The organism is Deinococcus sp., from assembly GCF_018260555.1.
GTDB lineage: Bacteria > Deinococcota > Deinococci > Deinococcales > Deinococcaceae > Deinococcus.
This window is the reverse complement of the sequence record NZ_JAGLBB010000037.1, coordinates 21,486-32,420: the sequence shown is the minus strand read 5'-3', so window position 1 is coordinate 32,420 and position 10,935 is coordinate 21,486. Positions and strand designations below refer to the sequence as shown.

At 64.0% G+C, this 10,935-nt stretch carries 23 protein-coding genes; all 23 read left to right on the top strand.

The genetic code is table 11. The annotated features are described in order from the left end of the window. Nucleotides 1-76 (top strand): hypothetical protein (locus QZ271_RS08770; RefSeq protein ID WP_291430591.1); only part of this gene is annotated, 76 nt, incomplete at its 5' end. 5 nt (nt 77-81) lie between these two features. After that, complete coding sequence (gene rpsJ, locus QZ271_RS08765; RefSeq protein WP_014685998.1) at nt 82-405, top strand: 30S ribosomal protein S10; 324 nt, start codon at nt 82-84, stop codon at nt 403-405. Then, nucleotides 402-1,022, top strand: coding sequence for a 50S ribosomal protein L3 (gene rplC, locus QZ271_RS08760; RefSeq protein ID WP_291430578.1), 621 nt, complete (start codon nt 402-404; stop codon nt 1,020-1,022). The genes rpsJ and rplC overlap by 4 nt, the downstream gene beginning before the upstream one ends. 3 nt (nt 1,023-1,025) lie before the next feature. Further along, nucleotides 1,026-1,631 (top strand): 50S ribosomal protein L4, encoded by a 606-nt coding sequence (rplD, locus tag QZ271_RS08755; RefSeq protein WP_291430576.1) that lies wholly within the window; start codon nt 1,026-1,028, stop codon nt 1,629-1,631. Beyond that, nucleotides 1,628-1,915, top strand: coding sequence for a 50S ribosomal protein L23 (locus QZ271_RS08750; RefSeq protein ID WP_291430574.1), 288 nt, complete (start codon nt 1,628-1,630; stop codon nt 1,913-1,915). The genes rplD and QZ271_RS08750 overlap by 4 nt, the downstream gene beginning before the upstream one ends. Before the next feature lie 13 nt (nt 1,916-1,928). Next, nucleotides 1,929-2,762: a 50S ribosomal protein L2 gene (gene rplB, locus QZ271_RS08745; RefSeq protein WP_291430572.1), complete on the top strand. Its 834-nt coding sequence runs from the start codon at nt 1,929-1,931 to the stop codon at nt 2,760-2,762. A gap of 12 nt (nt 2,763-2,774) precedes the next feature. After that, entirely contained in the window at nt 2,775-3,062 is a 288-nt protein-coding gene (gene rpsS / locus QZ271_RS08740; RefSeq protein WP_273989254.1) for a 30S ribosomal protein S19, read from the top strand. After that, nucleotides 3,059-3,463 carry a 50S ribosomal protein L22 gene (gene rplV / locus QZ271_RS08735; RefSeq protein WP_273989252.1) on the top strand — a complete coding sequence of 135 codons (405 nt, stop codon included), beginning with the start codon at nt 3,059-3,061 and terminating at the stop codon, nt 3,461-3,463. Before rpsS ends, rplV begins: the two co-directional genes overlap by 4 nt. Next, complete coding sequence (rpsC, locus tag QZ271_RS08730) at nt 3,463-4,206, top strand: 30S ribosomal protein S3 (RefSeq protein ID WP_291430569.1); 744 nt, start codon at nt 3,463-3,465, stop codon at nt 4,204-4,206. Before rplV ends, rpsC begins: the two co-directional genes overlap by 1 nt. Continuing rightward, nucleotides 4,206-4,631, top strand: coding sequence for a 50S ribosomal protein L16 (rplP, locus tag QZ271_RS08725; RefSeq protein WP_189065932.1), 426 nt, complete (start codon nt 4,206-4,208; stop codon nt 4,629-4,631). Before rpsC ends, rplP begins: the two co-directional genes overlap by 1 nt. After that, a complete protein-coding gene (gene rpmC / locus QZ271_RS08720) occupies nt 4,618-4,821 on the top strand; it encodes a 50S ribosomal protein L29 (RefSeq protein WP_291430566.1) in 204 nt (67 codons plus the stop codon). Before rplP ends, rpmC begins: the two co-directional genes overlap by 14 nt. Further along, nucleotides 4,818-5,102, top strand: a complete 285-nt coding sequence (gene rpsQ / locus QZ271_RS08715; RefSeq protein ID WP_012693996.1) for a 30S ribosomal protein S17 — start codon at nt 4,818-4,820, stop codon at nt 5,100-5,102. The genes rpmC and rpsQ overlap by 4 nt, the downstream gene beginning before the upstream one ends. Beyond that, nucleotides 5,099-5,503, top strand: a complete 405-nt coding sequence (gene rplN, locus QZ271_RS08710) for a 50S ribosomal protein L14 (RefSeq protein WP_022800312.1) — start codon at nt 5,099-5,101, stop codon at nt 5,501-5,503. Before rpsQ ends, rplN begins: the two co-directional genes overlap by 4 nt. 38 nt (nt 5,504-5,541) lie before the next feature. Next, entirely contained in the window at nt 5,542-5,850 is a 309-nt protein-coding gene (rplX, locus tag QZ271_RS08705; RefSeq protein WP_273990804.1) for a 50S ribosomal protein L24, read from the top strand. A gap of 58 nt (nt 5,851-5,908) precedes the next feature. After that, complete coding sequence (rplE, locus tag QZ271_RS08700; RefSeq protein WP_291430561.1) at nt 5,909-6,448, top strand: 50S ribosomal protein L5; 540 nt, start codon at nt 5,909-5,911, stop codon at nt 6,446-6,448. A gap of 9 nt (nt 6,449-6,457) precedes the next feature. Next, on the top strand, nt 6,458-6,643 hold the full coding sequence (locus QZ271_RS08695) for a type Z 30S ribosomal protein S14 (RefSeq protein WP_012693992.1): 186 nt from the start codon (nt 6,458-6,460) through the stop codon (nt 6,641-6,643). 363 nt (nt 6,644-7,006) lie between these two features. Next, complete coding sequence (gene rpsH, locus QZ271_RS08690) at nt 7,007-7,408, top strand: 30S ribosomal protein S8 (RefSeq protein WP_273989246.1); 402 nt, start codon at nt 7,007-7,009, stop codon at nt 7,406-7,408. A 95-nt stretch (nt 7,409-7,503) separates the two neighbouring features. Further along, entirely contained in the window at nt 7,504-8,061 is a 558-nt protein-coding gene (gene rplF, locus QZ271_RS08685; protein ID WP_291430553.1) for a 50S ribosomal protein L6, read from the top strand. Further along, nucleotides 8,061-8,399: a 50S ribosomal protein L18 gene (gene rplR / locus QZ271_RS08680; RefSeq protein WP_291430551.1), complete on the top strand. Its 339-nt coding sequence runs from the start codon at nt 8,061-8,063 to the stop codon at nt 8,397-8,399. Before rplF ends, rplR begins: the two co-directional genes overlap by 1 nt. Continuing rightward, entirely contained in the window at nt 8,389-8,913 is a 525-nt protein-coding gene (gene rpsE, locus QZ271_RS08675; RefSeq protein WP_291430549.1) for a 30S ribosomal protein S5, read from the top strand. Before rplR ends, rpsE begins: the two co-directional genes overlap by 11 nt. Next, a complete protein-coding gene (gene rpmD / locus QZ271_RS08670) occupies nt 8,910-9,077 on the top strand; it encodes a 50S ribosomal protein L30 (RefSeq protein ID WP_291430547.1) in 168 nt (55 codons plus the stop codon). The genes rpsE and rpmD overlap by 4 nt, the downstream gene beginning before the upstream one ends. Then, nucleotides 9,074-9,538, top strand: a complete 465-nt coding sequence (gene rplO, locus QZ271_RS08665; protein ID WP_291430545.1) for a 50S ribosomal protein L15 — start codon at nt 9,074-9,076, stop codon at nt 9,536-9,538. Before rpmD ends, rplO begins: the two co-directional genes overlap by 4 nt. After that, entirely contained in the window at nt 9,539-10,858 is a 1,320-nt protein-coding gene (gene secY / locus QZ271_RS08660; protein ID WP_291430543.1) for a preprotein translocase subunit SecY, read from the top strand. Nucleotides 10,859-10,935 lie beyond the last annotated feature (77 nt).

Sequence of the window (10,935 nt, the reverse complement as noted above, 5' to 3'; positions counted from 1 at the left end):
AGAAGGCCTGCGCTTCGCGATCCGCGAGGGTGGCCGTACCGTCGGCGCCGGCGTCGTCGCCAAGGTCCTGGAGTAATAGCCATGGTTGCCCCGAAGATTCGCATCAAACTGCGTGGCTTTGACCACAAGGCGCTCGACCAGTCCGCCAGCAAGATCGTGGACACCGTGCGCCGCACCGGCGCGGACGTGAGCGGCCCCGTGCCCCTCCCGACCCGCATCCGCCGCTTCTGCGTCCTGCGTTCGCCGTTCGTGAACAAGGACAGCCGCGAGCACTTCGAGATTCGCACGCACAACCGTCTGGTGGACATCATGAACCCCACCAAGAAGACGATTGACAGCCTGATGACCCTCGACCTGCCTACCGGCGTCGACATCGAGATCAAGACCGTGGGGGGCCGCGCATGAAGGGCATCCTCGGCACCAAGATCGGCATGACCCAGATCTGGAAAGGCGACCGCGCCGTTCCCGTGACGGTCGTGCTGGCCGGCCCGTGCCCCGTCGTGCAGCGCAAGACCGCGCAGACCGACGGTTACGAGGCCGTGCAGATCGGTTACGCCCCCAAGCGTGAAAAGAGCGTCAACCGTCCCGCCGCGGGTCACTTCAAGAAGGCCGGGGTCAGCCCCGTGCGCTTCCTGCGTGAATTCCGCAACTTCACCCCCGAAGGTGACACCGTCAGCATCGACATCTTTGCCGAAGGCGAGAAGATCGACGCGACCGGCACCAGCAAGGGGAAGGGCTTCCAGGGCGTCATGAAGCGCTGGAACTTCAAGGGTGGTCCCGCGAGCCACGGTTCCAAGAAATGGCACCGTCGTCCCGGTTCCATCGGCCAGCGCAAAACGCCCGGCCGCGTGTACAAGGGCAAACGCATGGCCGGCCACATGGGCATGGAGCGCATCACCGTCCAGAACCTGGAAGTGGTCGAGATCCGCGCTGAAGAGAACATCATCCTGGTCAAGGGTGCCATCCCCGGCGCCAACGGTGGACTCGTCGTGCTGCGCCAGGCTGCCAAGGGAGGCAAGTAAGACATGGCGCAGATCAACGTCATCGGTAAGAACGGGGGCCGCACCATTGACCTCGAACTGCCGGAAGTGAACAGCGGCGTCCTGCATGACGTCGTCACCTGGCAGCTCGCCAGCCGCCGCCGCGGCACGGCCAGCACCAAGACCCGCGCGCAGGTCAGCGCGACCGGCAAGAAGATGTTCAGCCAGAAAGGCACCGGTAACGCCCGTCACGGCGACCGCAGCGTTCCCACCTTCGTGGGTGGCGGCGTGGCCTTCGGGCCCAAACCCCGTAGCTACGGTTACACCCTGCCCCGCAAGGTCCGTCAGCTGGGCCTGGCCATGGCCCTGGCCGCCCGCCAGGACGAAGGCAAACTGGTCGCAGTGGACGGCTTTGACGTCGACGGCAAGACCAAGAACTTCGTGTCATGGGCCGCTCAGAACGGCATGGACGGCAGTGAACGCGTCCTGATCGTCACCGACGACGCGCAGACCCGTCAGGCAGCCCGCAACGTCATCTGGGCCACCGTGATGCCCGTCGCCGGCCTGAACGCCTACGACATCCTGCGCCACGAGCGCCTGGTGATCGACGCGATCGCGCTGGAACCCGCCCAGGAAGAGGAAGAGGCATGAGCCACTACGACATCCTTCAGCAGCCCGTGATCAGCGAGAAGGCCTACGCCGGCATGGAACGCGGCGTGTACACCTTCTGGGTGAGCCCCAAGGCCACCAAGACCGACATCAAGAGCGCTGTTCAGAAAGCGTTCGGCGTGACTGTGATCGGCATCAGCACCATGAACGTGCCCGGCAAGCGTAAGCGCGTTGGCCGGTTCACCGGGCACCGCGCCGACCGCAAGAAGGCCATCGTGCGTCTCGCCGAAGGCCAGAAGATCGAGGCCCTCGAAGGCCAGGCCTAAGGAGAGATTGAACATGGCCGTCAAGAAATACCGTCCGTACACCCCCAGCCGTCGCCAGATGACGACTGCGGACTTCAGCGGACTGACCAAGAAGCGCCCGGAAAAGGCGCTCACCACTGCCCTCCCCAAGACCGGCGGACGTAACAACCGTGGCCGCATCACCAGCCGATTCATCGGCGGTGGCCACAAGCGCCTGTACCGCATCATCGACTTCAAGCGCCGCGACAAGTCCGGCGTGACCGCTAAGGTCGCCGCGATCGAGTACGATCCCAACCGCAGCGCCCGCATCGCCCTGCTGCACTACGCCGACGGCGCCAAGCGTTACATCCTGGCCCCCGAAGGCCTGATGGTTGGCGCGACCGTGAACGCCGGACCCGAAGCCGAACCCAAGCTGGGCAACGCCCTGCCGCTGCGTTTCGTGCCTGTCGGTGCCGTTGTGCACAGTGTTGAACTGGTTCCCGGCAAGGGCGCCCAGCTCGCCCGCAGCGCCGGTACGAGCATTCAGGTGCAGGGTAAGGAAAGCGATTACGTGATCCTGCGACTGCCCAGCGGCGAACTTCGCCGCGTGCACAGCGAGTGCTACGCCACTATCGGTACGGTCGGTAACGCCGAGCACAAGAACATCAACCTCGGGAAGGCTGGCCGTAGCCGCTGGCTGGGCCGCAAGCCCCACCAGCGCGGTAGCTCCATGAACCCCGTGGATCACCCCCACGGCGGCGGTGAAGGCCGCACCGGTGCCGGTCGTGTGCCCGTCTCCCCCTGGGGACAGCCTGCGAAGGGTCTCAAGACCCGTAAGAAGCGCAAGAACAGCGACCGCTTCATCATCACCCGCCGCGGCGGGAAGTAAGGAGGGTAGGACATGCCCCGTAGCCTCAAGAAAGGCCCGTTCGTGGATGACCACCTCCTGAAGAAGGTGGACGTCCAGAACGACAAGAAAGACAAGCGCGTCATCAAGACCTGGAGCCGCCGCTCCACCATCGTTCCCGAAATGATTGGTCACACCATTGCCGTGCACAACGGTAAGCAGCACGTTCCGGTGTTCGTGAACGAGCAGATGATCGGCCACAAACTCGGCGAGTTCAGCCCCACCCGCAGCTACCGCGGCCACGGTGCGGACAAGAACGCCAAGGGGAGCAAGAAGAAATGACCGCTCCAGTCACTGAATTCCGCAACAAGAAGCAGCGCAAGCAGCAGCAGAAGCTGCGCACGCCCGGCAAGGCCATCGCCAAGTACGTGCGGATCAGCCCCCGCAAGGTCCGCCTCGTGGTCGATGTGATCCGTGGCAAGAGCGTCCGTGACGCCGAGGACCTGCTGCGCTTCATCCCCCGCGCTGCCAGCGAGCCGGTTGCCAAGGTGCTGAACAGCGCCAAGCACAACGCCCTGCACAACGACGAGATGCTCGAAGACCGCCTGGTCATCACGGCCGCCTACGTGGACGCCGGACCGACCCTCAAGCGCCTGATTCCCCGCGCCCGTGGCAGCGCGAACATCATCAAGAAGCGCACCAGCCACATCACCATCATCGTGGGCGAGAAGGGGAACAAGTAATGGGTAACAAGATCAACCCGAACGGCTTCCGCCTGGGCATCACCCGTGGCTGGAACAGCCGCTGGTACGCCGGTAAGAAGCAGTACGCCGGCCTGCTGCAAGAGGACGAGAAGATCCGTAACCTGGTCGGCAAGAAGCTCAACGCCGCAGGCATCGCCCGCATCGAGATCGAGCGCGCTGGCCAGCAGGTCAACGTGATCATCAGCGCCGCGAAACCCGGCATCGTGATCGGCAAGGGCGGTGAGTCCATCAAGGAACTCCGCCAGGACATCGAGAAACTCGTGTCCGCCGGCACGGTCGCGGTGAACGTCGCCGAGATCCCCAACCCCAACATCAGCGCGCCCCTGGTCGCCCTGCGCATCGCCGAGCAGATCGAACGCCGCTTCGCGTTCCGCCGCGCCATGAAGCAGGCTGCCCAGCGCGTGATGGAATCCGGCGCCCGTGGCGTCAAGATCATCCTGTCCGGCCGCCTCGGCGGAGCCGAGCAGGCCCGCACCGAGATGGTCCGCGAAGGCCGCGTGCCCCTTCACACCCTGCGCGCCGACATCGACTACGGCACCGCCCTGGCCCGCACCACCTACGGCATCCTGGGCATCAAGGTCATGGTCTTCACTGGCGAAGTCATCGGTGGCCGCACCGAAACCTTCGCCCGTCCGCAGCGCCGCAACGACGAACGCCGTCCCGAAGGCGACCGTCCCAACCGCCGCCGCCCGACCGCGCGGCGCCGCCCCGGAGGTGAGTGATGCTTCTTCCCAAGCGCACCAAGTTCCGTAAACAGCACCGCGGCCGGATGACCGGTGACGCCAAGGGCGGCGACTACGTTGCCTTCGGCGACTACGGCCTGATCGCCCTGGAACCCGCCTGGATCCGCAGCAACCAGATCGAGGCCTGCCGTATCGTCATGAGCCGTCACTTCCGCCGCGGCGGCAAGATCTACATCCGGATCTTCCCCGACAAGCCCGTGACCAAGAAGCCGGCCGAAACCCGAATGGGTAAAGGGAAAGGCGCCGTGGAGTTCTGGGTCAGCGTTGTCAAACCCGGCCGCGTCATGTTCGAGGTGTCCGGCGTGACCGAAGTCCAGGCCAAGGAAGCCTTCCGTCTGGCGGGTCACAAGCTGCCCATCCAGACCAAGATGGTCAAGCGCGAGGTCTACGATGAAGCCCAGTGAGATGCGTAACCTGAAGGCCGATGATTTCGTCCGCGAAATCGACGCCCGCAAGAAAGAACTGATGGAGCTGCGTTTCCAGGCTGCCACTGGCAACCTGACCCAGCCCCACCGCGTGACGCAGCTGCGCCGCGAAGTCGCCCAGCTCAACACCATCCGTGGTGAGCTGAGCCAGCAGGGAGAGCAGGCATGAAAAAGACCTTTACCGGCGTGGTCGTAAGCGACAAGGCCGACAAGACGGTCAGCGTGAAGGTCGAGCGCCGCTTTGCTCACCCGCTGTACGGCAAGGTCGTGACCCGCAGCCACAAGTACGCTGCCCACGACGAGAACAACGAATTCAAGATCGGTGACCGCGTCGAGATCCTCGCCGTGCGCCCCATCAGCAAGACGAAGACCTGGAAGGTCACGAAGCTGATCGAGCGCCCCCGTGGCATCGAAACCACCGCCGTGGAAACCGAAGGCGGTAACGCATGATCATGCCTCAATCCCGCCTTGACGTGGCGGACAACAGCGGCGCCCGCGAGATCATGTGCATCCGCGTGCTGAACAGCGGTATCGGCGGCAAGGGTCTGACGACCGGCGGCGGCGGTAACAAACGCTACGCCCACGTCGGGGACATCATCGTCGCTTCCGTCAAGGACGCCGCGCCCCGCGGAACCGTCAAAGCCGGCGACGTCGTCAAGGCCGTGGTCGTGCGGACTTCGCACGCCATCAAGCGTGCCGACGGCAGCACCATCCGCTTTGACAAGAACGCCGCCGTCATCATCAACAACCAGGGTGAACCCCGCGGAACCCGCGTCTTCGGGCCGGTGGCCCGCGAGCTGCGCGACCGCCGCTTCATGAAGATCGTCTCCCTGGCACCGGAGGTGCTGTAATGCCCCGCCCCAGCGCTGGTAGCCACCACAACGACAAGCTGCACATCAAGAAGGGTGACACCGTCATCGTTCTGAACGGCAAGCACAAAGGCAAGACCGGCAAGGTCCTGCTCGCGCTGCCCCGCGACCAGAAGGTCGTCGTGGAAGGCGTGAACATGGTCACCAAGAACGTCAAGCCCAGCCCCGCCAGTCCCCAGGGCGGCCAGGAACAGCGCGAGCTGGCCCTGCACGCCAGCAAGGTGTCCATCGTGGACCCCGAGACCGGGAAGGCTACCCGCATCCGCAAGACGGTCGTGGACGGCAAGAAAGTCCGTGTCGCGGTCGCCAGCGGCAAGAACATCGACTGAATTCCAGGGTCACGCGCCAGCGTGACCTGGGCGACCCGTCCGCCCGAAGAGAGGCCACATGCAGACCCTGAAAACCAAGTACACCGAGCAGGTGCGCCCGGCACTGGTAGAGCAGTTCAGCTACTCCAGCGTCATGGCGGCCCCCCGCATCGAGAAAATCGTGATCAACGAAGGCCTGGGTTCCGCCAAGGAAGACAGCAAAGCCATCGACAAGGCCGCCAAGGAACTGAGCCTGATCACCCTTCAGAAGCCCATCATCACCAAGGCCAAGAAGAGCATCAGTAACTTCAAACTCCGTCAGGGCATGCCGGTCGGCATCAAGGTCACGCTGCGCGGTGAGCGTATGTACGTGTTCCTCGAGAAGCTGATCAACATCGGCCTTCCCCGCATTCGTGACTTCCGTGGCGTGAACCCCAACGCCTTCGATGGCCGTGGGAACTACAACCTGGGCATCAAAGAGCAGCTGATCTTCCCGGAAATCACGTACGACATGGTCGACAAGGTGCGTGGCATGGACATCACCATCGTGACCACCGCCAAGACCGACGAAGAAGCCCGCGCCCTCCTGCAGGGTCTGGGCCTGCCCTTCCGGAAATAAGGAACTGATATGGCGAATACCTCGAAAGTTGTCAAGGCAGCCCGCGGCCACAAATTTGCCGTGCAGAACTACAGCCGCTGCTCCCGCTGTGGCCGCGCCCGCGGTTACTACCGTTTCTTCGGCATGTGCCGCATCTGCATCCGCGAGATGGCGCACAAGGGCGAACTGCCCGGCGTGAAGAAAAGCAGCTGGTAAGTTCCAGCCCCCTCAGCGCAGCCCTGTAGCCCGGGGCGGCACCCACGATCAATCCCCCCAGTAACGGGGGGTTTTTCGCGGCTGGCCTGGGTGTCCCGCAGGCGTTGCCAGCAGACCTACTTTTCTGATACACTCCTTTCTTGCCGCGCTACGTTGCGGTGTTCGTGCTGTGCCCCCTGGATACGAACCGCCCATCACGGAGAGGTGATCGTCCAGAGGTGGATTTCCAACCCAACAGAGGAAGCGGCGGTATTTTCACCGCCACGGATTCACAAGGGGAGACTTGCGTCCGGTACCAGACAGGTGCCCGGACCACCCGCCGGGGCTGCGTGCCCGTCACGCTGAGACCCCTGGAGGAGATACATGCTGAGTGATCCCATCGCCGACATGCTCACGCGCATTCGCAACGCGACGCGCACCTTTAAGGAGACCGTGGACGTTCCGGCCTCCAAGTTCAAGGAAGAACTGGCTAAACTGCTCGTGCAGGAAGGTTACGTTGCGTCCTACGAGCGCCTGCTGCCCGAAGGGCAGAAGTTTGACGTGCTGCGCCTGACCCTGAAATACGGAGCCAAGCGCGAGCAGGTCATCAAGCACATCGAGCGCATCAGCCGTCCCGGCCGCCGCGCGTACGTCAGTGCCGACAACCTGCCCCGCGTTCAGCGTGGTCTGGGTGTCGCCGTGGTGTCCACGAGCAAGGGCCTGCTGGCCGACCACGACGCCCGCAAACAGGGTGTCGGCGGCGAAGTCATCTGCGTTCTCTGGTAATCCCCCCGCCGGGAACCCACCAGCGAGCACACGATCTCACCTGACCCCTCGGACCCCAGACCGGGAATTCCGAACTTAAGGAAGGAGGACAGCACATGTCCCGAATTGGTAAACAGCCTATCGCCGTTCCGAACGGCGTGACCATGAGCGTCGCCGGTGGCGTGTTCAAGGTCAAAGGCCCCAAAGGCGAACTGACCGTTCCTTACAACCAGGAACTGACCATCAAGCAGGACGGCGACCAGCTGCTCGTCGAGCGTCCCAGTGACCAGCAGCGCCACCGCGCCCTGCACGGCCTGACCCGCTCCCTGGTGGCCAACGCCGTCAAGGGTGTCAGTGACGGTTACGTGATCAACCTGGAGCTCAAGGGCGTCGGTTTCCGCGCCAAGCTCGCGGGCAAAGCGCTCGAAATGACCATCGGATACAGCCACCCCGTCGTGATTGATCCTCCGGCCGGCGTGACCTTCACTGTTCCGGAACCCACCAAGATCGACGTGAGCGGCATCGACAAGCAGCTCGTCGGCCAGGTGGCCGCCAACGTTCGCAAAGTTCGTAAACCCGATGCCTACCACGGCAAGGGTGTGCGCTTCGCCGGTGAGAAAATCAGCCTCAAGGCCGGTAAGGCTGGCGCCACCGGCGGGAAAGGGAAGAAATAATGGCTGCCCAGACTACCGTGCGCCGCAAACTCCGCGCCCGCCGCAAAGTGCGGCAGGCCGCCGGAGAGCGCCTGCGCCTCAGCGTGTACCGCTCCAGCAAGCACATCTACGCCCAGATCATTGACGACACCAAGGGTGTCACGCTCGCCGCGGCCAGCAGCGCCGCCGTCAAGACCGGCACCAAGACTGACACCGCCGCCGCCGTTGGGAAGGCACTGGCCGAGGCCGCCGCCGCCAAGGGTGTGACCAAGGTGGTTTTCGACCGTGGACAGTACCGCTACCACGGACGCGTGAAAGCGCTCGCAGATGCGGCGCGGGAGGGTGGCCTTGACTTTTAACCGACGCAACGACCGCAATGCGGAGCGCGAGAGCAGCGAATTCGAAGAGAAGATGCTGTTCGTCAACCGCACCAGCAAAACCTACCAGGGTGGACGTCGCTTCCGCTTCTCCGCACTGGTGATCCTGGGTGACCGTAACGGCCGCGTGGGCATGGGGATCGGCAAGGCGAAAGAAGTGCCCGTGGCCATCGAGAAGGCCAAGAGCATCGCCCGCAAGAACATGATCAACGTGCCGGTCGAGAACGGCACGATTCCCCACGACATCGTCGGCGTGAACAGCACCAGCCGCGTGCTGCTCAAGCCCGCCGGCCCCGGTACCGGTGTGATCGCCGGCACCGTGCCCCGCTCCATCGCCGAACTGGCTGGCATCACCAACATGCTCAGCAAGGAACTCGGGAGCCGCAACAAGGTGAACGTGGCGTACGCCGTGTTCGACGGCCTGAAGAACCTCCGCACCGCCAAGCAGGTTCGTGCCCTGCGCGGCGAGGCGCAGCCCACCGGAGGCGCGCAGTGAAAATTACCCTCAAGCGCAGCGTCATCGGTCGCCCTGGTTACCAGGTGAAGACCCTTCACGCGCTGGGCCTCAAGAAGATCGGCGACAGCCGTGAAATTAACGACAGCCCTGCCATTCGCGGCATGGTGAACACCGTCAAGCACCTCCTGGAGGTGGAAGCGTGAAGCTCCACGAACTCAAACCCCACGCTGGCAGCCGCAAGCCCCGCAAGCGCGTCGGTCGCGGCCCCGGCGGCACCGACAAGACCGCCGGTCGCGGTCACAAGGGCCAGAAGTCACGCAGTGGCGCCGGTAAGGGCAGCTACTTCGAGGGCGGCCGCAGCACCCTGATCAGCCGCCTGCCCAAGCGCGGGTTCAACAACGTCGGCATTACCTTCGAAGTGGTGAACCTGGGCAGACTCGAAGGCGTCGAGGACACCACCATCGACCGCAACACGCTGGAACTCGCGGGCCTCGTGCGCCGCAAGAACCGCCCCGTGAAGCTGCTCGGGAACGGTGAAGTGACCCGCGCCCTGACCATTCACGTCGATGCGGCCAGCGAAAGTGCCGTCAGGGCCGTGGAAGCCGCCGGTGGTCAGGTCATCCTGCCCGCCGCGAAGACAGAAAGCGCCGAGAAGGCGGAGTAAATGCTGCGCGCCTTCCGCGACGCGTTCCGGATTCCGGACCTTCAGCGGAAGATTGTCTTCACCCTGCTGCTCCTCGCGGTGTACCGACTCGGGAGTGCTATTCCCACTCCCGGCGTCAACACCGCCGCACTTGAACAGGCCACCTCGGGTGGCCTTTTCGGGTTGATCAGCATGCTCTCGGGCGGCAATCTTTCGCAGTTCTCGATCTTTGCGCTGGGCGTGCTGCCGTACATCACGGCCAGCATCGTGATTCAGCTCATGACCACCACCATTCCCGCCCTGGAGAAACTCTCCAAGGAGGGTGAGGAAGGCCGCAAGAAGATCAACCAGTTCACCCGTTACGCGGCCGTTGGGTTGGGAGCCGTGCAGGCGCTGTTCTTCTCGCTGTACATCACCAGCAACCCCTCGTTCCTGGCTCCCGGCTGGGACCCCGGGATCTTCACGCTGGTCGTGATGGTGCTGACGCAGGTGGCGGGCATCGCCTTTACGATGTGGATCGGCGAGCGCATCACGGACGTGGGCGTCGGCAACGGCATCAGCCTGATCATCACGGCGGGCATCATCGCGGTGTACCCGCGTGAGATCGCGGCGACCGCGCAGCTGCTCTCGACGGATCAGGTGCAGATCCTATCGCTGGTGGCTTTCGTGGCCGTGATTCTGGTGACCATCGCGGGCATCGTGTACGTGTACCAGGCTGAGCGCCGCGTGCCCGTCACGTACGCCCGCGCGCGTGCCGGTGCGGCCGGTCAGGCCCGTGGGGCCGGTCAGGCCACCTGGCTTCCGATCAAGGTGAACCAGGCGGGCGTGATTCCGGTGATCTTCGCCTCGGCGATGCTGATCCTCCCGAACCTGATCGCCACGGCGACCGTGACCCGCGCGCCCGCCGTGAACGCCTGGATTCAGACGCACCTGACCTTCGGGCAGCCGCTGTACCTGCTGCTGGAAGCGGCCCTGATCTTCGGGTTCACGTACCTGTACAACAGCGTGCAGTTTGATCCCAAACGCATCGCCGAGCAGCTGCGCGAGGCAGGCGGCTTCATTCCGGGCGTCCGTCCGGGCACCCCGACCGCCGACTTCCTGGGCACCATCAGCAGCCGCCTGAGCCTGTGGGGCGCGATCTTCCTGGTGATCCTGACCATCCTGCCCCAACTGGTGCAGAAGATCACGGGCATCACCACCTTCCAGTTCTCCGGAACGGGCCTGCTGATCATCGTGGGTGTCGCCCTGGAGACCCTCAAGCAGCTCGAAGCACAACTCACGGTGCGCCGGTACGACGGGTTTATCAGTAAGGGCCGCATCCGTGGCCGCCTGAATAACTGATACGGCTTCCGATTGATTTGGTGCAGTTCCGAATCAATCCGAGCGGATGCGAGTAGGAACAACAGACGGATTTCGCG

Excerpts from the sequence above, each read along its gene's own strand:
- rpsJ (WP_014685998.1), top strand. The coding sequence starts at position 82 with ATGGTTGCCCCGAAGATTCGCATCAAACTGCGTGGCTTTGACCACAAG.
- rplC (WP_291430578.1), top strand. The coding sequence starts at position 402 with ATGAAGGGCATCCTCGGCACCAAGATCGGCATGACCCAGATCTGGAAA.
- rplD (WP_291430576.1), top strand. The coding sequence starts at position 1,026 with ATGGCGCAGATCAACGTCATCGGTAAGAACGGGGGCCGCACCATTGAC.
- QZ271_RS08750 (WP_291430574.1), top strand. The coding sequence starts at position 1,628 with ATGAGCCACTACGACATCCTTCAGCAGCCCGTGATCAGCGAGAAGGCC.
- rplB (WP_291430572.1), top strand. The coding sequence starts at position 1,929 with ATGGCCGTCAAGAAATACCGTCCGTACACCCCCAGCCGTCGCCAGATG.
- rpsS (WP_273989254.1), top strand. The coding sequence starts at position 2,775 with ATGCCCCGTAGCCTCAAGAAAGGCCCGTTCGTGGATGACCACCTCCTG.
- rplV (WP_273989252.1), top strand. The coding sequence starts at position 3,059 with ATGACCGCTCCAGTCACTGAATTCCGCAACAAGAAGCAGCGCAAGCAG.
- rpsC (WP_291430569.1), top strand. The coding sequence starts at position 3,463 with ATGGGTAACAAGATCAACCCGAACGGCTTCCGCCTGGGCATCACCCGT.
- rplP (WP_189065932.1), top strand. The coding sequence starts at position 4,206 with ATGCTTCTTCCCAAGCGCACCAAGTTCCGTAAACAGCACCGCGGCCGG.
- rpmC (WP_291430566.1), top strand. The coding sequence starts at position 4,618 with ATGAAGCCCAGTGAGATGCGTAACCTGAAGGCCGATGATTTCGTCCGC.
- rpsQ (WP_012693996.1), top strand. The coding sequence starts at position 4,818 with ATGAAAAAGACCTTTACCGGCGTGGTCGTAAGCGACAAGGCCGACAAG.
- rplN (WP_022800312.1), top strand. The coding sequence starts at position 5,099 with ATGATCATGCCTCAATCCCGCCTTGACGTGGCGGACAACAGCGGCGCC.
- rplE (WP_291430561.1), top strand. The coding sequence starts at position 5,909 with ATGCAGACCCTGAAAACCAAGTACACCGAGCAGGTGCGCCCGGCACTG.
- QZ271_RS08695 (WP_012693992.1), top strand. The coding sequence starts at position 6,458 with ATGGCGAATACCTCGAAAGTTGTCAAGGCAGCCCGCGGCCACAAATTT.
- rpsH (WP_273989246.1), top strand. The coding sequence starts at position 7,007 with ATGCTGAGTGATCCCATCGCCGACATGCTCACGCGCATTCGCAACGCG.
- rplF (WP_291430553.1), top strand. The coding sequence starts at position 7,504 with ATGTCCCGAATTGGTAAACAGCCTATCGCCGTTCCGAACGGCGTGACC.
- rplR (WP_291430551.1), top strand. The coding sequence starts at position 8,061 with ATGGCTGCCCAGACTACCGTGCGCCGCAAACTCCGCGCCCGCCGCAAA.
- secY (WP_291430543.1), top strand. The coding sequence starts at position 9,539 with ATGCTGCGCGCCTTCCGCGACGCGTTCCGGATTCCGGACCTTCAGCGG.